The sequence below is a fragment of the Acidovorax sp. NCPPB 3576 genome, from assembly GCF_028473605.1.
Lineage (GTDB): Bacteria > Pseudomonadota > Gammaproteobacteria > Burkholderiales > Burkholderiaceae_C > Paracidovorax.
This window is the reverse complement of sequence record NZ_CP097267.1, coordinates 111,617-129,208: the sequence shown is the minus strand read 5'-3', so window position 1 is coordinate 129,208 and position 17,592 is coordinate 111,617. Positions and strand designations below refer to the sequence as shown.

14 protein-coding genes are annotated in these 17,592 nt (G+C 66.8%); 9 read left to right on the top strand and 5 right to left on the bottom strand.

What is annotated here, in order from left to right; translation table 11 throughout:
- Nucleotides 1-88: 88 nt before the first annotated feature.
- From M5C98_RS00685 to M5C98_RS00675, 3 genes are all read left to right on the top strand, one after another.
- Nucleotides 89-5,101: a hypothetical protein gene (locus M5C98_RS00685; protein ID WP_272550374.1), complete on the top strand. Its 5,013-nt coding sequence runs from the start codon at nucleotides 89-91 to the stop codon at nucleotides 5,099-5,101.
- A gap of 178 nt (nucleotides 5,102-5,279) precedes the next feature.
- Nucleotides 5,280-6,482: an HD-GYP domain-containing protein gene (locus M5C98_RS00680; protein ID WP_272550373.1), complete on the top strand. Its 1,203-nt coding sequence runs from the start codon at nucleotides 5,280-5,282 to the stop codon at nucleotides 6,480-6,482.
- A gap of 154 nt (nucleotides 6,483-6,636) precedes the next feature.
- A complete protein-coding gene (locus tag M5C98_RS00675; protein WP_272550372.1) occupies nucleotides 6,637-7,245 on the top strand; it encodes a glutathione peroxidase in 609 nt (202 codons plus the stop codon).
- 323 nt (nucleotides 7,246-7,568) lie between these two features.
- Here the strand turns inward: M5C98_RS00675 and M5C98_RS00670 are convergent, their stop codons facing one another.
- Nucleotides 7,569-8,183, bottom strand: a complete 615-nt coding sequence (locus tag M5C98_RS00670; protein ID WP_272550371.1) for a glutathione S-transferase family protein — start codon at nucleotides 8,181-8,183, stop codon at nucleotides 7,569-7,571.
- Nucleotides 8,184-8,286: 103 nt separating this feature from the next.
- On the opposite strand from M5C98_RS00670, the gene purB reads away from it, so the two are divergent.
- Together purB and M5C98_RS00660 are read left to right on the top strand one after the other, a co-directional pair.
- Nucleotides 8,287-9,666, top strand: coding sequence for an adenylosuccinate lyase (gene purB, locus M5C98_RS00665; protein WP_272550370.1), 1,380 nt, complete (start codon nucleotides 8,287-8,289; stop codon nucleotides 9,664-9,666).
- Nucleotides 9,667-9,752: 86 nt separating this feature from the next.
- Nucleotides 9,753-10,313 (top strand): YaeQ family protein, encoded by a 561-nt coding sequence (locus tag M5C98_RS00660; RefSeq protein WP_272550369.1) that lies wholly within the window; start codon nucleotides 9,753-9,755, stop codon nucleotides 10,311-10,313.
- Nucleotides 10,314-10,451: 138 nt separating this feature from the next.
- Here the strand turns inward: M5C98_RS00660 and M5C98_RS00655 are convergent, their stop codons facing one another.
- Together M5C98_RS00655 and M5C98_RS00650 are read right to left on the bottom strand one after the other, a co-directional pair.
- Nucleotides 10,452-10,763 carry a DUF2007 domain-containing protein gene (locus M5C98_RS00655; protein ID WP_272550368.1) on the bottom strand — a complete coding sequence of 104 codons (312 nt, stop codon included), beginning with the start codon at nucleotides 10,761-10,763 and terminating at the stop codon, nucleotides 10,452-10,454.
- A gap of 93 nt (nucleotides 10,764-10,856) precedes the next feature.
- The gene (locus M5C98_RS00650) at nucleotides 10,857-11,294 is read right to left on the bottom strand and encodes a DUF3717 domain-containing protein (RefSeq protein ID WP_272550366.1); all 438 of its coding nucleotides are present in this window, start codon (nucleotides 11,292-11,294) and stop codon (nucleotides 10,857-10,859) included.
- Nucleotides 11,295-11,819: 525 nt separating this feature from the next.
- Between M5C98_RS00650 and M5C98_RS00645 the strand changes: the two genes are divergently transcribed.
- The 3 genes from M5C98_RS00645 to M5C98_RS00635 all read left to right on the top strand — a co-directional run bounded on the left by M5C98_RS00645 (nucleotide 11,820) and on the right by M5C98_RS00635 (nucleotide 13,645).
- A complete protein-coding gene (locus M5C98_RS00645; protein ID WP_272550364.1) occupies nucleotides 11,820-12,578 on the top strand; it encodes a TerC family protein in 759 nt (252 codons plus the stop codon).
- 110 nt (nucleotides 12,579-12,688) lie between these two features.
- Nucleotides 12,689-13,174 (top strand): hypothetical protein, encoded by a 486-nt coding sequence (locus tag M5C98_RS00640; protein WP_272550363.1) that lies wholly within the window; start codon nucleotides 12,689-12,691, stop codon nucleotides 13,172-13,174.
- 114 nt (nucleotides 13,175-13,288) lie between these two features.
- Nucleotides 13,289-13,645: a phage holin family protein gene (locus M5C98_RS00635; RefSeq protein ID WP_272553403.1), complete on the top strand. Its 357-nt coding sequence runs from the start codon at nucleotides 13,289-13,291 to the stop codon at nucleotides 13,643-13,645.
- Here the strand turns inward: M5C98_RS00635 and M5C98_RS00630 are convergent.
- A complete protein-coding gene (locus tag M5C98_RS00630; protein WP_442867306.1) occupies nucleotides 13,613-15,160 on the bottom strand; it encodes a M48 family metalloprotease in 1,548 nt (515 codons plus the stop codon). The genes M5C98_RS00635 and M5C98_RS00630 overlap by 33 nt on opposite strands.
- A gap of 168 nt (nucleotides 15,161-15,328) precedes the next feature.
- Here M5C98_RS00630 and moaC point away from each other — a divergent pair, with 168 nt between their 5' ends.
- Nucleotides 15,329-15,844 (top strand): cyclic pyranopterin monophosphate synthase MoaC, encoded by a 516-nt coding sequence (gene moaC / locus M5C98_RS00625; RefSeq protein WP_272550362.1) that lies wholly within the window; start codon nucleotides 15,329-15,331, stop codon nucleotides 15,842-15,844.
- 17 nt (nucleotides 15,845-15,861) lie between these two features.
- On the opposite strand, the gene M5C98_RS00620 is transcribed toward moaC, so the two are convergent.
- On the bottom strand, nucleotides 15,862-17,547 hold the full coding sequence (locus M5C98_RS00620) for a PglL family O-oligosaccharyltransferase (RefSeq protein ID WP_272550361.1): 1,686 nt from the start codon (nucleotides 17,545-17,547) through the stop codon (nucleotides 15,862-15,864).
- Nucleotides 17,548-17,592: the final 45 nt, after the last annotated feature.

Here is a 17,592-nt window from a genome sequence, read left to right as displayed (position 1 = left end):
TGCGGGCCAATGGCTTCGCATGGCCGCCGCCTCCACGAGGACTTGTATACAACCATGGAATCCAATAAAAGCCAGGGGAGACAAGTCCATGCGTGCCAACAATTCGGGGGAAATCCGGCAGGTCGCCACGCCTTTGCCCACGCCTGCCAGTGCGTCCTCCCCGGCCTCCGACTCCCCGGAACGCAGCCCCACCAGCCTGCGAGGCCCCGACGGCCTGCCCGCGCGCGGCAAGAGCGGATCAGCGGCGATCTACACCACCGCCAACATGGCGCAGCGCTCGGACCGGACCGTCCTGTCCAAGCTCAAGGGCCTCTGGAAGGGCGGCAAGACCACCGCCAACGCCAGCCTGGGGCCGTTGATGGTGGGCACGCAGACCCAGCATCCGGTGGTGCGGCACAACCAGGTGCAGGCGCCGCGGTTCGAGGCGGACGGACGGGTGCCGCTGCCGCATGCCGACAAGACCGGGCTGGCGCAGGCCGTGCAGCAGGCGCTGCACCAGGTGGAAACCGGGCAGGCCCTCGACGCCGAGGAGCCGGGCCCCTACGACGGCATCGCGGGCAAGGCGAAGTACTGGACCCAGCAGGCCCTGTCCGTGCTGTCGCTGGGCAAGGGCCCCGCCAGCGTGCCCAGCGACGCGCTCGACATGTTCTACGACGTCCAGGGGCTGAACGCCAGCAAAGGCAGCCAGAGCGGCCAAGGCAGCACGGCGGGGCCGGAGACCATCGTCCTGAGCCACCTGGAAGGCCTGGTGCACGCCGAAAAGGCCAAGGCGACGATCCACCTCGCCACCCAGGCGTCCTTGCCCGACGGAGAGCGCGTGAACACGGAAGGGGCGCTGCAGCAACTGAACGACGCCAGCAAGGTGGCCGAACAGCGCGCGAAGGACCAGGCCACCGCGGCCAGTGCGACGATGGTGGCCGCCTTCCTGGAGAGCGTGCCCGAGCCCTTGCAAGAGCGCCTGCAGGCAGCGACCGGCACCCTGATCGCCGCCCTGAACCACGGCGCCAAAGTGCCGGACGTGCTGGGCGTCGAGCTGTTGGTCAACAGTTCCCGCGACGCTTTTTCCACCGACCCCGAGGGCCTGGTGCAGGCGATGGAGGAGCTGGCGCACAGCTCGCCCGCCCACCTGGTCGAACTGGTGAACGACGCCTTGCTGCCGGCCCGCCAGGACCCGCAGACCCGCCCGGCCGAGCCCCCGCTGTTGCGGCTGGTCAGCGCGATCGCCCTGCCGCAAGGCGGCCAGCGGATGCTGGCCAAGATGACGGTCCCGCCCGCTGCGGGCACACGGCAGGATGCCTTGCAGGTGGCCATGTCGGCGTTGATTGCATCGCAGTCGGCTCCGCAGGAGGGCGCCGGGGCCGCCGAAGCCAAGGCAGACATCGCCTTGCTGCGTGCCGCGGTCGAACATGCGGTCGAGCACGTCCATTCAAGGAATGCCCCGACGGTTTCGCCCGAGCGGGCTGAGGTGCAGCGCGAGGCGTTCCAGTGCCTGCAGAACGGCTTCGTGACCAAGGAAAAAGGCTCCAGCTACGACCGGGTGCGCCAGCGGCTGATTCAGTTCAGCGACGGGGCCCTCGACCAGACCGCCCAGCGCAACGAGCGCGCCGCCTCGGGACGGATGGGGCGGCTGCGGAACTGGCTGACGGGCGGACTGCCCAAGGCCATCGTCAAGAACTCGGCGAACTGGGAGGGGCTGCTGGCCCCCGCGCTGCCCGCCATCGCGTCCTGGCTGCCCGGTACGCAGCCGACGATGTGGCGCAAGTCGGTCATGCGCAAGATGACCGCCGCCGCCAGCGAGAACGGCATGCTGCCGCGCCGCCACGAGGCCGTGGCATCGCTGCACCGCACGGCGGCCGACATCCGCACCGACCTGCAGGCGCGCTCCGGTGCCCGGGCGCAGCCGGCCGAAACCCTGATGCTCGGGGTGCTGAAGGAACTGGGACTGGGCGGGGACACGCCCCCGCCCCCCCAGAGCACGCTCAAGCACCTGGGCAAAAGCTTCTTCCAGAAAGTGGAGGCCCATCTGGGGGCGCAAGGCATGGCCCGGCTGCCCCCCGAACTCGCGGCCAACTGGCAGTCGCTGCGCAGCACCCATCCCAATGTCGGGCACCTTCTGAGGCTGCTGGGCGATCACATCGATCTGCGGGCCCTGGCCGACGGCACCCTGTCGCCCTCGGTGGGGCCCACCCAGGTCGCCCGCGGCCTGCGCACCGATGACATTGCCCACGAGGCCATCGATGGCTTCAAGGACATCGCCGCGGCCGCCAAGGCCGCGGCCGGCGCCGAATCTCCGCAAACCCAGGCGTTGGCCCACCTCATGGCGGCCTCGGCCGACCTGCTGGCCAAGGTGAAGCCCGCAGCCGCCCTGCGGTCCCTGCGCATCGACACCTTCGAGGCCATTGAACACAAGGTCACCCACGACTGGCTGCAAACCCTGCCCGAAGGAGAGCGCCCGCCCCGCAACCTGGCCTTCGAGACCGTTCAGGCGTCGTGGCCGGAGTCGGTGCAGAGCGCGTGGAAAAAGATGAAGCAATCCGGCGACGATGCAGGCCGGTTGATGCGCACCCTGGTCGATGCGGCCCGCTCCGTGCCGTGGGGCCCGCCCCAGGCCGACCCCGCCGCGGCGTCCAGCAGCGGCGCGCACCGCACGGTGGCCGATGCCGTGGCGCAGGCCGCGCCCGCGCTGCAGGCCCTGCAGCGGGATGTGCACGTGAACCGGTTCGAGCTGTGCGTGTCCGACACGGTGACCCTGTTCAACGACCTGCGCGGCCCGCCCGACGCCGCCGAAGTGATGAAGTCGCTCGCGCAGCGCATCAGCCTGGGCGAGAAGTTCAAGAGCAGCGATGCGCGGCTGGCCAAGCTGGAGCTGGGCAAGGCCGTGTCGGTGACCACCGCCACGCCGGAGCTGGTCACGCCGATCGCCGGCATCGGCCTGGGACACGAACGCTCGATGGACCTGAACATGGTCGGCGCGGCCATGCAGATGCAGATCGCGACCGCCGACTCCAAGAACGCCAACATCGGCCTCAGCCTGGGCCTGCGGGGCGAACTGGGCCACAAGGACCATGAGTTCAACCTGGGCGACGACAGCGAGGCAGGCATTGCCCTGCGGTTCGACATGCGCCTGGAGGCGGGCGGGGAAACCTCGCAGACCCAGGGCGTGAGCCTGCGCATGCAGCGCACGGCCTCCCACGAGGACACCTTGCGGCGCCATTTCGCGGATGCGCTCATTGCGATGACCCAAGGCGGCAACCTGCCACCGGACGGCGGCACCGAGTCGGACCCGCTGGCCCACCTGCTCAAGCACTTTCCCGAACTGGCCGTGGCCGAGTTGTCCAACACCAAGCGCACGCGCACGTCCGAGATGGCCGTTGGCGCCAATGCCATGGTGCGCGCGCGCGGGTCCCGGGACCGCGACGAAGACGACCGCAAGGCCACGCGGCGCGCCATCGGCGTTGGCGTGCAGGCGGGGATGGCCAGCAGCAACCAGCGCTCCCGGTCCGTGCAGACGGAAAGCCGCTCGGGGCTGAATGTGGAAGAGTACAAACTGTCGGCGCAGCACCGGGCCGATGTCCGCGCGAGCGCCAACGCCAGCCTGGGGCTGGTGCCCGCCTCCAGGCACGATCCTGAAAAGGCGGCCCAGGCGCGCGGGGCCGGCCTGGAATTTCGCAAGCAGCTGGCCAACAGCGGCGTGGACACCACCTTGCGCGTGACGACCCGCCACGGCGAAACCTGGGCGGACCAGACCCAGATGATCCGGGAGTTCGAAGACCTGGACGACTTTCTGGCGGAACTGGAACCCCGGATGCACGAGTTCGTCTCGGTCATGGCGGCGCGCGACGGGTTTCCGAAAGACCCCGCAGAGGAGAAAACCGGCCGCGCCTGGCTGCGCCTGCAGAAAACCCTGGTGCAGGCCGCGCAGGCCAGCGCGCCCGGCATGACGTTCTCCGTGGTGACCAAGCTGCGCCCTCTGGCGGCCGAGTCCTACGACAAGCTGCAGGGCCTGATCCAGCAGGCCACCGACGTGGGCGAGAAGGCCGCGCAAGCCGCCAAGCAGGCCACGGCGGCGGCCAGGCAGAACACGGCACAAGGCCAGCTGGCCATCGCAGCCACCCGGCAAGCCACCGCGGCAGGCCAGCCAGCCCGGGCGCTGGAACAGCAGGCGATCGCGACAGACCTGCTCGCCACCGCGGCAGCCCAGAAGGTCGACGCGGCGCGTCAGGAGGCCATCGCGCAGGCCCAGAAGGCCAAGGCCGACGGCTATCGCGCGAAGGTGCGCACCCTGTTGAACAGCCACGATGCCTGGATCGCCAACAACCTGCAGTTCAAGACGAAGGCCAAGGACGAGGTGTCGCAAAGCGCCACCCTCAGCGTCTTGCAAGGCAAGGCGGCCGGGGAATCCACCCATCTGCATGAGTTCCTGCCCCATGGCTCCCAGCAGGTCGGCCGCGCCGCACAGCAGCACGCGGCGGCCCCCGAAGACCATTCCACCCGCTGGTCCCCGCAATTTTCCCCAGCGGCGCAGCACCCGGTGCCCGATCCCGAGATCGCACCAGGCCCGGCCACCCGTCCCGAAGACCTCTGGCGCGCCCGCGCCGAAGCCCAGGCCCACAAGATCGCCGCCCAGGCGGAGCATCACGCGCAAAGCCTCTTCACCAAGGCCAGCGACGGTGTGAACAAGCCGGAGCCCACGGACCCGGTGACCGAAGAACCAGCCGTTCAAGAACCCGCGGTACCGGTCGTGGAGCCGCCTGCCCGCAAACGCCGCCCAACGCTGGGTCAATTGTTCAGCCCCCAGCCGTATGGCGACGATCACCCCCACCACCCGCTGCCCCTGCCACCCACCCCCTCCTTCCGGGAGTGGCTGCCCGACGGGGGTCAAGGCGCCGACAAGCCGCGAGCCCCGGCCCGTCGGAGCACCTTCCCAGCCCCCATCCCGTCCACCGTGAACCCGGGAGCCTACGTCTTGCCAACGCCCCCCACGACCCCGCCGGAGGGCCGAACGCCTGCTGCAGAGAATCGGACCAGCACCATGCTGCCTCTGCCGCCGCAGCGCCCCACCACCGGCTCCAGCGCCACACCGTCCAAACCGGTGCCTTGATTGAGTTGGGCAGGCGCTTGGGCATCGCGCCCATCGAAACCCGTGCGGGCCGCATGAACGGGCCCGCCGCGCACGCCAAGCCCCGGCGGGCGGCCAGGAAGCGGCAAACAGCGACGGGTTCCCGCCATTGCGCCGGCTTTCAGGGGGCACCCGTGCGCCCATAATGCGGCGACTCACCATGAACCTCGTTGCGCTGAACATCGAATCGATCCAGCTCGGCTTCCCGCTCCCCTTCATCCTGCGCGGGGCCGATGGCGTGCTGCTGGCGCAAAAAGGCTACGTGATCCGCACGCGCAACGAGCTGGACGTCCTTTTGTCGCGCGGCCTGCAGCTGTGCGTGGACACCGACGAATCGGGCGACAGCCACCGCGCCTATCTGGCGCAGCTGCAGCAGATGCTGATGTCCGACACCTCGCTCGGCCAGATCGCCTCGATGAAGATCAGCGCCGGGGCGCAGTCCTCGCGCGATCGCGTCGAAGGCGGCCCGCCCGATTGGCCGGGCCTGCAGTTGCGGGCCACGCAATTGCTGCGCGCGCCGCAGGCGATCGATTTTCCCGACCGCTTCGATGCGCTGCACCGCGAACTGGCCCTGCACTGCCGCCAGAGCCCGGACGCGGTCCTGCTCGCCCTCATCTACCTCTCGGGCCACGAGACACGCCAGTACAGCGGCACCCACGCCATGCTCGTGGCCTGCGTGTGCATGCTGGTCGCGGTCGAGCAGTTGCGCTGGCCGGTGGAGCGCGTGATGCAGACCGGGCGCGCCGCGCTGTCCATGAACATCGCCATGACGGCGCTGCAGGACCAGCTGGCCGTGCAGACCCAGCCGCTCACCTCGGAGCAGATCGCCGCCGTGGAAAGCCATGCCGCCCGCTCCGAAGCCCTGCTGCGCCAACTGGGCGTGCACGATCCGGTGTGGCTGGAGGCCGTGCGCTGCCACCACCACCGCTCGCCGGGGGCGCTGGCCGACAAGAGCGAGGGCCAGCAGATCGCCCGGCTGATCCAGCGCGCCGACGTGTTCGGCGCCCGGCTGGCGCCCCGCGCCTCGCGCGCGCCGATGCCCGTCACTGCTGCCATGCAGGCGAGCTACTACGACGAGTCGCACCAGGTGGATGAGGCCGGCTCGGCCTTGGTGAAAACCCTGGGGGTCTATCCACCCGGCGCCTTCGTGCGGCTGGTGAGCCAGGAAATCGCCGTGACGCTGCGCCGCGGCGGCAGCGCGACCACCCCGCGCGTGGCCGTCGTGCTCAACCGCAATGGCATGCCCACCGGCGAACTCATTCCGCGCGACACCGCGCAACCGGCCTGGAAAGTGACCGGCGCCGTGGCCCAGCGCGATGTGCGCGTGCAACTTCAGTTGAACCGCCTGCTGAGCCTGGTCTGACACCGCAGGCCAACCAGGGGCGCTCGAGGGCCCCGAAGAGCGCAGGGCGGGACTTTTTGGCCGATTTGCGCCAAACTTGTCCGCCAACCGCTGCAGTGCGCGGCTCCACCAACGTTCCGACCCGCCCGTAGCACCCCTTCACAAGGAGACTCCCATGCTGCGCCGATCCCTGTGCCTTGCCCTGGCGGTTGCCGCTTCACTGGCCCTGACCGGGCTTCCCGTGCAGGCCGCAGGCCCTGCGGCCACGACGGAAGACGGAACCTGCCCGCCCCTGCTGCGCCACACGCCGCTGCGCCTGCAGGACGAGCTGCCCCAGCCGCTGTGCCAGTACCGCAGCAAGGTCCTGCTGATCGTCAACACGGCCAGCTACTGCGGCTTCACGGGGCAGTACCAGGGGCTGGAGGCCTTGCACACGCGCTACAAGGACCGGGGCCTGGTGGTGCTCGGGTTTCCTTCCAACGATTTTTCCCAGGAAGGCGGCAGCAACGCGCAGATCGCCGACTTTTGCGAGAACACGTTCGGCGTCAAGTTTCCGATGTTCGCCAAGAGCCGGGTCGTCGGAGCCGACGCGTCGCCGCTCTACCGCGAGTTGAAGGCGCAATCGGGCGAAGCGCCGCGCTGGAACTTCCACAAATACCTGGTGGGCCGCGACGGCAAGGTGGCAGGCAGCTTCGCCAGCGCCGTGGAGCCAGGCGACCCCCGGTTGCTGCGCGCCATCGAGCAGCAACTGGACTCGGGCCGCCCGAAATCGTCACCGTTCTGACGCGGTTCCGTGATACGGGAATGGTTACATTTTCTGATGCTTTTAACCGCCAGCCCTCTGGAACTTCTCCGGATCGCCACTACTCTAGTAACCAGTGCAGGCGGCAACGCCCGCTCCCCGATCAACCCTTTACTGTTGCGAAGCCTTTTGATCCCTGGTGGTTCGACTGAAACCCTGAAGCGCTTCTCCTCCCTCCCTCTCTAATTCGTTTCGGGACGCTTCGCAACTTTTTTATTCCGCCAAAAATAAAGCGCGCAACCTTTCGCAGGTTGCGCGCTTTTGGCTTTGTGGGCGCTGCGTTTTCTTCGGCCGCAGCGGCGCGATCAGGCGGGCCGCGTGTCGGCGAAGCTCACACGCTGCTCCAGCTTGTCGAGCAGGCGGGCGAGGTTGGCATGCTCCGCACGCCACTCGATCTCCGGAAAGCGAAAGCCGATCCAGCCCAGTGCGCAGCCCACGGCGATGTCGGACAGGCTCATGTGGATGCCGCTGCAGTAGGGCTTCTCTCCCAGGCCCTGGGCCATGGCCTTGATGCCCGCCTCGACCTTGCCGAGCTGCCGGTCGATCCACGCCTGGCTGCGCTCGCCCTCCTGGCGGCCGGCCCAGCGCGACTCCAGCCGCGCCAGCACGCCCGCGTCCATCACGCCGTCGGCCAGCGCCTCCCAGGTCTTGACCTCGGCACGCTCGCGTCCCTGGGTGGGAATGAGCCGGCCCACGGGCGAGAGCGTGTCCAGGTACTCGACGATCACGCGCGAGTCGAACACGGCCTCGCCGCCTTCCATCACCAGGCACGGCACCTTGCCCAGCGGGTTGGAGGTGGCGATGGTGGTGTCGTCGGCCCAGACGTCTTCTTCGATGAAGCGGTAGTCCAGCTTCTTCTCGGCCATCACGATGCGCACTTTGCGCACATAGGGGCTGGCTGAGGATCCGATCAATTTCATGGTGTTCTTCCGGGCACGGCAGGGGACGGGAGCAAGGCCGCCGATTTTATGGGCAGTCTTGCCTTCGATAGCTTACAGGCAGCGCCACCTACAATCCCCGCCCATGAGCCTGTCCACCATCACCGCCCTCTCGCCCCTCGACGGCCGCTACGCCGCCAAACTCTCCGCCCTGCGCCCGATCATGAGCGAACACGGCTACATGCACCGCCGGGTGCAGGTGGAGGTGGCCTGGTTCATCGCGCTGTCGGATGCGGGCTTTGCCGAGTTCAAGCCCCTGACCACGGGGGCCCGTGCCTACCTGCTGGGACTGGTGAAGAATTTTTCCGAAACCGATTCGGCCGCCATCAAGGACATCGAGAAGACCACCAACCACGACGTGAAGGCCGTGGAATATTGGCTCAAGGGCAAGTTCGAGGCCCGTCCCGAACTGGAAAAAGCCGCCGAGTTCGTGCACTTCGCCTGCACCAGCGAAGACATCAACAACACCAGCCACGCCCTGCAGCTGCGCTCCGGGCGCGACCAGATCGTACTGCCGGGCCTGGACCGCATCGTGCTCAAGCTGCGCGAGATGGCCCACATGTACGCCGCCGTGCCCATGCTGAGCCGCACGCACGGCCAGACGGCCAGCCCCACGACCGTGGGCAAGGAACTCGCCAACGTGGTGGTGCGGCTGCAGACTGCCTGCGAGCGCGTGGCCTCCGTCAAGATGCTGGGCAAGATGAACGGCGCCGTGGGCAACTACAACGCCCATCTGTCCGCCTGGCCCGACTTCGACTGGGAAGCCTTCAGCAAGCGCGTGGTGGAAACGCCCGAGCCCCTGGGCCTGGGCCTGACCTTCCAGCCCTACAGCATCCAGATCGAGCCGCACGACTACATGGCCGAACTGTTCGACGCCGTGGCGCGCGCCAACACCATCCTCATCGACCTGTCGCGCGACATCTGGGGCTATGTGAGCCTGGGCTACTTCAAGCAAAAGCTCAAGGCCGGCGAGATCGGCTCCTCGACCATGCCGCACAAGGTCAACCCGATCGACTTCGAGAACGCCGAAGGCAACCTGGGCCTGGCCAACGCGCTGCTCAAGCACCTGTCCGAAAAACTCCCCGTGAGCCGCTGGCAGCGCGACCTGACCGACAGCACCGTGCTGCGCAACATCGGCGTGGCACTGGGCTACGCCGCGCTGGCATACACCTCGCTCATGACCGGCCTGAACAAGCTGGAACTGAACGAAGAGGCGCTGTCGGACGACCTGAACACCTCGTGGGAAGTGCTGGCCGAGCCGATCCAGACGGTGATGCGCCGCTTCGGCGTGCCGGGCGCCTATGAAAAGCTCAAGGAAGTCACCCGCGGCAAGACCGTGACGGCCGAGGCGCTGCACGGGCTGATCCGCAGCCTGGAGATTCCCGAGGCCGAAAAAGAGCGCCTGCTCGCCATGACGCCCGGCAGCTACATCGGCAAGGCCGCCGAGCTGGCGCGCCGCGTCTGACCGCCCTCCGCCCGGGTTGAAGCCCTTTTGCCGGTCCGCGCCCCTCCATCGGGCGCGGACTGCTATATTTTTGTGAGCACCAGCCCATGGCCATCAAGTCCACCATCTTCAAGGCGAACCTGCAGATCGCCGACATCGACAACAGCTACTACGCCGACCATTCGCTCACGCTGGCCCGCCACCCGAGCGAGACCGACGAGCGCATGATGGTGCGGCTGGCGGCGCTGGCCCTTAACGCCCACCAACTGCAGGCCGTGTGCCAGGGCGACGGCACCCTGGCCTTCGGCGCGGGGCTGTCCGACCCGGACGATCCGGACGTCTCCCTGACCGACTTCACCGGCCGCAAGCGCGTGTGGATCGAAGTCGGCCAGCCCGAGGACAAGCCGCTCACCAAGGCCTGCAGCAAGTCGGACGCCGTGATCGTGTATTGCTTTCATCACGCGGCCGAGGTGTGGTGGAAAGGCATCCAGACGAAGCTGTCGCGCCTGGAAAAGCTGCAGGTGTGGCGGCTGCCCGCCGAGGCCTCGCAGGCCCTGGCCGCGCTCGCGGAGCGCAGCATGCAACTGCAGGCCACGGTGCAGGAAGGCGCGCTCACCCTGAGCAGCAACCTGGGCAGCGTGCATGTGGAGCCCGAGCGCTGGAAGTGAAAAGCCGCCAGACGCTGCGCAAGCGCGCCGCAGGCCCCGGGGCTTGAAGCCCAATCGCCCTCCAGCGCATGCTTGACTAGGGCGTATTGCTATTAAAAAGTGAGCGCCGCACGCGTGGCATGTCGCCCGCTTCGATGGTCACTCCGCCGGCTGCGGCATCAGCGCGCCGCACTGCCAGCACTGCTCGAACCCACCTTCCACCATTTCGCCGCACCCGCACAGCCAGCGGCGCTGGGGCAGATCCTGCAATGCCTGCAGCAGTTGCCGCGCGCGGGCGGCATGCTCATCGTGCTCCAGCCAGATCTCGGGCAGGCACTGGTCGGGCGGCAGGTGCCCGGCGGCGGCACCCAGGTATTGCCGCTGCACCGACGCCGGCATGCCGCCCTCGCGCAGCAGATCGGCCCACAGGATGGCGATCGCGATGTTGGGGGCCTGGGTCAAGCGGAGCATGAACCCACCATAGCCGCTGTGCAGCGGCGCGTAAAGGTGGGAAGCCAGCGCAATCGGCCCCACGGGCCGGCGCCGATCGCGGCAACGGTAGGGTCAGGCAGGGGCCTGGATATCGGCCGGCTTGCTGCCTTCCGCGGCGCGCTCCGCATAGCGATTGAAGCGCCATGCCGAACTTTCCAGCGTGATCCTTCGCCACACGGTGCGCTTTTCGACCGGCGTCATCGCCAGCCAATGCTGCACCTCGGCGAAGCTGCGGCCGCAGCCCTTGCATTGCTCGTCGCCCTGGCTGGTGGAGCAGATGGCGATGCACGGGGTGTCGGGCGTGGTCTCGTACCAGGCCCGCCAGGCCGCCATCGCCGCCGGGGGAAAGCCCGCCTCGTCGGCCTCGTCCTCGTGCCAGTACACCATCAGCGCATAGACCTCGGCCAGCGCCACCAGCTCGGGCGCCAGCGTCACCCCGTCGGGCGACGGCGACCGGGCGCGCCAATGGTTGATGGCGGCTTCGATGTCGGTGATGTGCAGGACGGCCATGGTGTGCGAAAGGGGGGCCGATCATACCGCCGCGAGGGCGCCCCTCTGTCGCGGTCGCCGGCGCCCGCGCCGCCATGCAAGATGCTCATTAATTAATAGCAACAAAGGCAATCAATCCGGCGGCAAAGAGCACATTTGGCTTTAACCCGATCCAGGGCGCACGACACGCTCGCTTGCACGGCCACTCGCCGCTGTGTTCCAATGCCGGCTTCGAAGGGGAGTAGCTCCCAACCCAGCAGACATCCGGCAGGCACATCGCCCGGGGCGGCTGGGCTTGTCGGTCCTGTCGTCAGTACGAAGCGCAAGCTTCCGGCAGGCCGGGTCCGCCCATGCAAAGGCATGGCGGATCGAGCGAGACCTTTGATGGGCCCTGCGCGGGCTGATCAAGGCCGTCCCTATCGAACAACGCACCGCGCAACGCGGGCGTGCCTCAGGTCACCTGCGCAGCCAGCCCCCGTTCCCGGAGGGGCCCGGCGCTACAGGGGTAGCGGGTTCCTCCTCCCGGCCATTGCTTTTGAGGAATTTATGGACTTCTTGACTTCACCCGAGTTCTGGGTCGCGTTGGGGCAGATCATCATCATCGACATCCTGCTGGGTGGCGACAATGCGGTCGTCATCGCGCTGGCTTGCCGCAAGCTGCCACCCGCCCAGCGAACCAAGGGCATCATCTGGGGCACCGCGGGCGCCATCATCCTGCGCGTCGTGCTGATCGCCTTCGCCATGACGCTGCTGGCACTGCCGTTCCTCAAGTTCGTGGGCGCGCTGCTGCTGGTGTGGATCGGTATCAAGCTGCTGGCACCGGACGAAGACGGCCATGGCGACGTGGCAGGCAGCGACAAGCTGTTCGCGGCCATCAAGACCATCATCGTGGCCGACCTGGTGATGAGCGTGGACAACGTGATCGCCATCGCCGGTGCCGCACAGAACGCCGGCGAGCACTCGATGCTGCTCGTGGTGCTGGGCCTGCTGATCTCGATCCCGATCATCGTCTGGGGCAGCCAGCTGGTCATCAAGCTCATGGAGCGCTTCCCCGTCATCATCACCGTCGGCGGCATGCTGCTGGGCTGGATCGCCGGCGGCATGCTGGTCACCGACCCGATCTTCGTCAACACCGAGCGCTGGACCTGGGCTCCGAAGCTGGGCACGCTCGACGCGCAAGGCCTGGCCGTGATCTCCGACACGCTGTACTGGGCCGCGCACATCGCCGGCGCCCTGCTGGTGCTGATCGTGGGCAAGGTCATCGTCTCGCGCCGCGCAGCAGCGGCTCCGGCCACCCACGGCTGAGCAGGCGAAGCACGGCGGGTGAAACGGCACGGGCGCCATGCGCTCTGCCATTTCACCCCGGCCACCACCGAATTCTTCAAGGCACCCCCGCCAGGTCACAAGGAAGCCCCATGAACAAAGTCATCGTGTATGTGGACGACGCCGAGCAGGCCCGCCAGATCCTGGCGCCCCTGTCTTCCCGCGCCTCGGCAGAGAAAACGCAATGGGTGCTGGTGGCCTGCGCGCCGCGCATGACGCACCGCATCAGCAAGTGGGTGAGCCACAGCGCCCGCGAGAACTGGCGCACCAAGTGGGCCGACAAGCTGTTCGGCCAGATCCTTCCATGGCTGCATGCCGAGGGCGTGCCGGTCAGCACCGTGCTGGCCAAAGGCCCGCTGGCCGACCTGCTCACCCAGTTGCAGGCGGAACACGGCGCCGTGCCCGTGATCGACGCGCGCCGCCCCAAGCAAGACGAGGCGGTGGCTGCGCCTGCGCAAGTCGCCCAGCAGCCCGCGGCTGCGCCGGTCAACGTCACGCGCAAGCCATCGCCGCGCCGCTGGTCCCTGCCGGGCACGCTGGCAGGACTGGGTGCGATGTTCATGTTCGTGGCGGAATAAGGCTTCTCTCAGGCGAGAGGATCAACGCGCCCTTTTGCAAGCGGCGCAGCCGACGGGTCACTCCCGCCAGACTCCATCCAAGGCACGCGGGTGCTGCTATGCTCCCGCGCCATGATGAAACTCCTCCTCAAGTGGTTGCTCAGCGCTGCGGCGCTGCTGTTCGTGGCCTATGTGTACAGCGGGGTGGAGGTGAAAAGCTTCACCAGCGCGCTCATCGCCGCCTTCGTCATCGGCCTGTTCAATGTCGTGCTGCGGCCCGTGCTCGTGGTGCTGACCCTGCCGGTCACCGTGCTCACCATCGGGCTTTTTCTCTTCGTCATCAACGCGCTCATGTTCTGGGCCGCCGCCACGGTGCTGGGCGACGGATTCCAGGTGCGGGGCTTCGCTGCTGCGCTGATCGGCTCGCTGATCTACTCGGTGCTGGGCGTGCTCATCGAATCAGCGCTCGGCGGCCTGTTCCTTAAGAAGTGAATCGACGGCCCGCAGCCGGGTCTCGATGATCGACGCGTCGATGTAGTCGGCCGCATCGCCCCCCCGGCTGCCGCTCTTGCGGGCCAGATCCTGGCCCGCCTTGAAGCGGTCCACCGCCGCCTGGTAGTCATAGCGCGCCGCATGCGCCTCGGCCTCGGCCCGCACCGCGCGCAGCGGGTGGTTCTGCTGCTGCCACACCGCCGCCAGCAAATGCCACGCTGTGGCATCGTGCGGATGCGTCGCCACCCGCGTCTGCAGCGGGCCCGTCATTTCCTGGGCATTGCCCGTGCGCAGCAGGGCCTGCGTGCGCAGCAGCATCTCCGGCCGTCCCGGCGACGCACCGGCCTGGGCGGTCGGGTGCGCCGAGGAAGGCGGGGTCGCCTGCGGCGGCAGTTGCTGCAGTGCGGCCTGGAAGTCCCCGGCCGCGAACTCGACTTCTGCGCTGAGCAATTTCGCCTGCCGCACTGCCGGCGCATCGCCGCGCACCGCCTCCATCAGCCCTCGCAGCGCAGTGCGCGCCGCAGGCACATCCTGCAGTTGGCTGGCGCTCAACGCCGCCGCGTACCAGGCCGCCGCCCGGCGGGGCAGTGGTTGGGCAGCGAAGCCGGTGCCCAGCGGCTCCGTCGTCCACTGCCGCCAGACATCCACGCCCGGACGCGCCAGCACGCGGGCGCGGGCGGCCATCATCACGTGTTCCAGCGTCGGCGTGGCCGGTGCAGCGGCGGCGCCACCCCCTGGCGGTATCCGCGAATGCATGTCTGCGATGCGCTGGGTGGTCAGCGGGTGGCTGCGCAGGTAGGGCCAGCTGCCGTTGTCGTTGATGCGATTGGCCTGCTGCAGCTTGTCGAACATGGCCACGAACCCCTGCGGCGCAAAACCCGCAGGCGCCATCAGCCCATAGCCGATGCGGTCGGCCTCGCGCTCCATGTCGCGCGAAAAATTGAGCTGGCTCTGCACCGCCACCGCCTGGCCACCGATCATCAACGCCTGCGCTGCGTTCGGGCTCTTGCTGGCGGCCAGCGCACCGAGGACCAGGGCCCCGAGCATCAGTGGCGTCTGCCGGTTCTGCTGCGTGATCAGCCGCGAGATGTGGCGCTGCGTGACGTGGCTGAGTTCGTGGGCCATCACGGAGGCCAGCTCATCGCGGGTGGAGACCACACCGATCAATCCCAGGTGCACGCCGAAGTAGCCGCCCGGCAGCGCAAAGGCATTCACCGTGCGGTCCCGGCCCAGCAGGATCTCCCAGGCGAAGCGCTCGTCGAGTTCGGGGGACAGCTCTCCGCGCTCGCGGGCCGCCTTCACCAGGGGTTGGAAGATGCTGTCCACGTACTCGTTGAGCACGGCATCGTCGATGTAGTCCGGGTCGCGGTACAGCTCGCGGATGATGCGGTCACCGAGCTGGCGCTCCTGGGCGGTGGTGAGGTCGGAGCTGTCGCCCAGCGTGGGCAGGCCCGCTTGCGCATGCACGGCGGTCGTGCCGCACACACCGCTCACGATGAAAAGGGAAGCGGCCACCGCCTGACGCACAAGCACCAGAGGCCGTTTTCGATCAAATGGCACGCAAAGTCTCCTGCACTGATTCGGCCACGCCACCCCGGCCCTGGCCGCTACACATGATCGTATGATGCCCTGGCCCCAGAACGTTCCGTGCCAGCGAAGGGCTCGCCTGGCCCCTCCTCCCGTATGAGCGATATCCCCACCACCCCTCCCCCCTCCCTCACCCACTTCGACGCCCAAGGGCAGGCCCACATGGTGGATGTCGGCGCGAAGCAGGCCACGCACCGCATCGCCATCGCCTGCGGCCACATCGAGATGCTGGCGGAAACGCTAGCACTCATCGAGTCCGCGTCTACCAAGAAAGGGGACGTTCTGGGCGTGGCGCGAATCGCCGGTATCTTGGCCGCCAAGAAAACCAGCGATCTGATCCCGCTGTGCCATCCGCTGGCCCTCACACGCGTTGCGCTGGAATTCGAGTTGCGCACGCACGAAAGCGCTGTGCTGTGCACGGCGACCGTCGAGACAGTAGGCGCCACCGGAGTGGAGATGGAGGCCCTCACTGCCGTCCAGGTGGCGCTCCTGACCATCTACGACATGTGCAAAGCCGCAGACAAGGGCATGGTCATCGGGGGTGTCCGCCTGCTGGAAAAGCGCGGAGGGAAGTCAGGCAGTTTCTTAGAGCCCGCCTCTTCAGTCCGCTGAGTCCCGCGTCCGCAGGGTCAAGGTTTCATTGCCTCAGCGCGGCTTGAGGGGCAGGCGGCCTGCAAGGACCATTTTTCGATCTGCTCTTCTGCCTTGAGGACACCGAACCGCCCAAACAGTACTTTATACACCTTCCATTGCTCCGCCGCTTCCTGGCAGCGGTCCTTTCGGACCAAGGCAAGGTAATAGTGAAGGTGGGTGGAAAGCCATGGAAACCGCTCTGCCAGCCGGCGTGCCAGCTCCGGAGATTTGCCCGCATCAGGGGCCTGGGCATCATTGCGCTGGCTTGCAATCAGTTCGCCATATTGGGTCAACAACCTGGGAGGCGAATGGTATGTATGGCGCTGTTCGGCACTGGTGATGAATTGATTTTCCAGGCGCAATGCCCGGTAATCTTCTTCGATCTTCGGATACTCCACAGCAATGAATGCGCAAACTGCCAGGACAGCCAAAACCATCCCTTGATAGATTCTTTTGGTACTCTTTGAAAACTCTCTTGCACAACCAATTTCCGCTTCGAGTGCGCCAGCGAAGAAACCTGCCGACAGAGAGAAATAGAGATAGGCGTATGGATACTCCAGCATGCTGTGCACCGCGATGGGCAAAATGATCGCGACGCAGCACAGAGAATTCGTGCTCATTTTTTTGCCCAGTGCATCCACTACCGTTCGTGCGCACCAACCTCCACCAGCAACGATCAGTAATCCTCCAAGCGGTACGCCGAACCACAGCAGCAGATCCAGCAGGAGGTTATGGGCATGGTCTATATTCAGGATCGACAGAAAAACAGAAGCGGCAGCAAAATGACTCGCGCCCAAACGCAGCCAGCCAAAACCTAGCCAGGGTTCCTGCTGAAGCGACCACAGCATCTGCTTCCAAATTTCCAGGCGCCCGGTGGGATTCAACCCTATTCCCGTTCTCAGTGCCGTCCCGCCAAACCAGGGCGCAATACGGTCCAAGTGGATATAGATGAGCAGGAACACGAGAAAACAGGGCAGCAACCACCAAAGGGTTTTTGAAAGCCCCGCGCGCCGGCCAAAAACCACCAGCAGCAAGCACAAGAGAGCCAGGCTGAGGGCTCCCGTGCGGGACTCCGACACCGCCAACGCGCAGCACAGCAACATCGCTATCCCCACCAGCACCAAGCGGTTCAGGGAACCTCGCCCGTCCAGATAGACCAGGACAGCAATAGCCATGACCAGCAACGTCGCTAAATGGTTGGGTTGCCCGAAGTTGGCATAGGCGCGGCCCCCGCTTTCCAGCATCCAGAGGCCCAGGTTGGCACCGGACCATTGCGCCAGACCGATCACCGCACTGATCACAGCCGCAACGAGAATGACCAGACACCAGGAGCGGACCGAGTAGGTCAGGTCATGGTGGAGACTTGTGGAAGCAGCCTGCGCGCCCTGTTGAGCGGCCATTCCAAAAAGTACGGCGAAGAGTAGCCCTGCAGCCATGTCATCCCGCGACAAGCCATGCATCGGGGCCTGCAGAAGAATGCAGATCACCCAGAGGAGCATAAGTATCGCAATGCGCGGCGGAAATACCAGCAGATGCTTCCACGGCATCAAAAGAAATACTCCGACCACCATGAAGAACTCATGGTGGTAGGTGGTCCAGGGAGGAACTTGATCGGGGGCAATCCAGGCCAGTAACAGGCCCGCATGCCCCAAAATCATCCGCAGCGACTTCAAGGAAGACATCACGTAAAAAGAAAAACCTCCCCGAAGGGAGGTTTCTCATCGAAT

What these genes read in the sequence shown, in the direction of transcription:
- M5C98_RS00655 (WP_272550368.1), bottom strand. Translation starts at nt 10,763, where the DNA reads ATGCTCCGCTTGACCCAGGCCCCCAACATCGCGATCGCCATCCTGTGG.
- M5C98_RS00640 (WP_272550363.1), top strand. Translation starts at nt 12,689, where the DNA reads ATGAACAAAGTCATCGTGTATGTGGACGACGCCGAGCAGGCCCGCCAG.
- M5C98_RS00685 (WP_272550374.1), top strand. Translation starts at nt 89, where the DNA reads ATGCGTGCCAACAATTCGGGGGAAATCCGGCAGGTCGCCACGCCTTTG.
- M5C98_RS00680 (WP_272550373.1), top strand. Translation starts at nt 5,280, where the DNA reads ATGAACCTCGTTGCGCTGAACATCGAATCGATCCAGCTCGGCTTCCCG.
- M5C98_RS00620 (WP_272550361.1), bottom strand. Translation starts at nt 17,547, where the DNA reads ATGTCTTCCTTGAAGTCGCTGCGGATGATTTTGGGGCATGCGGGCCTG.
- M5C98_RS00660 (WP_272550369.1), top strand. Translation starts at nt 9,753, where the DNA reads ATGGCCATCAAGTCCACCATCTTCAAGGCGAACCTGCAGATCGCCGAC.
- M5C98_RS00670 (WP_272550371.1), bottom strand. Translation starts at nt 8,183, where the DNA reads ATGAAATTGATCGGATCCTCAGCCAGCCCCTATGTGCGCAAAGTGCGC.
- M5C98_RS00645 (WP_272550364.1), top strand. Translation starts at nt 11,820, where the DNA reads ATGGACTTCTTGACTTCACCCGAGTTCTGGGTCGCGTTGGGGCAGATC.
- purB (WP_272550370.1), top strand. Translation starts at nt 8,287, where the DNA reads ATGAGCCTGTCCACCATCACCGCCCTCTCGCCCCTCGACGGCCGCTAC.
- moaC (WP_272550362.1), top strand. Translation starts at nt 15,329, where the DNA reads ATGAGCGATATCCCCACCACCCCTCCCCCCTCCCTCACCCACTTCGAC.
- M5C98_RS00635 (WP_272553403.1), top strand. Translation starts at nt 13,289, where the DNA reads ATGAAACTCCTCCTCAAGTGGTTGCTCAGCGCTGCGGCGCTGCTGTTC.
- M5C98_RS00675 (WP_272550372.1), top strand. Translation starts at nt 6,637, where the DNA reads ATGCTGCGCCGATCCCTGTGCCTTGCCCTGGCGGTTGCCGCTTCACTG.
- M5C98_RS00650 (WP_272550366.1), bottom strand. Translation starts at nt 11,294, where the DNA reads ATGGCCGTCCTGCACATCACCGACATCGAAGCCGCCATCAACCATTGG.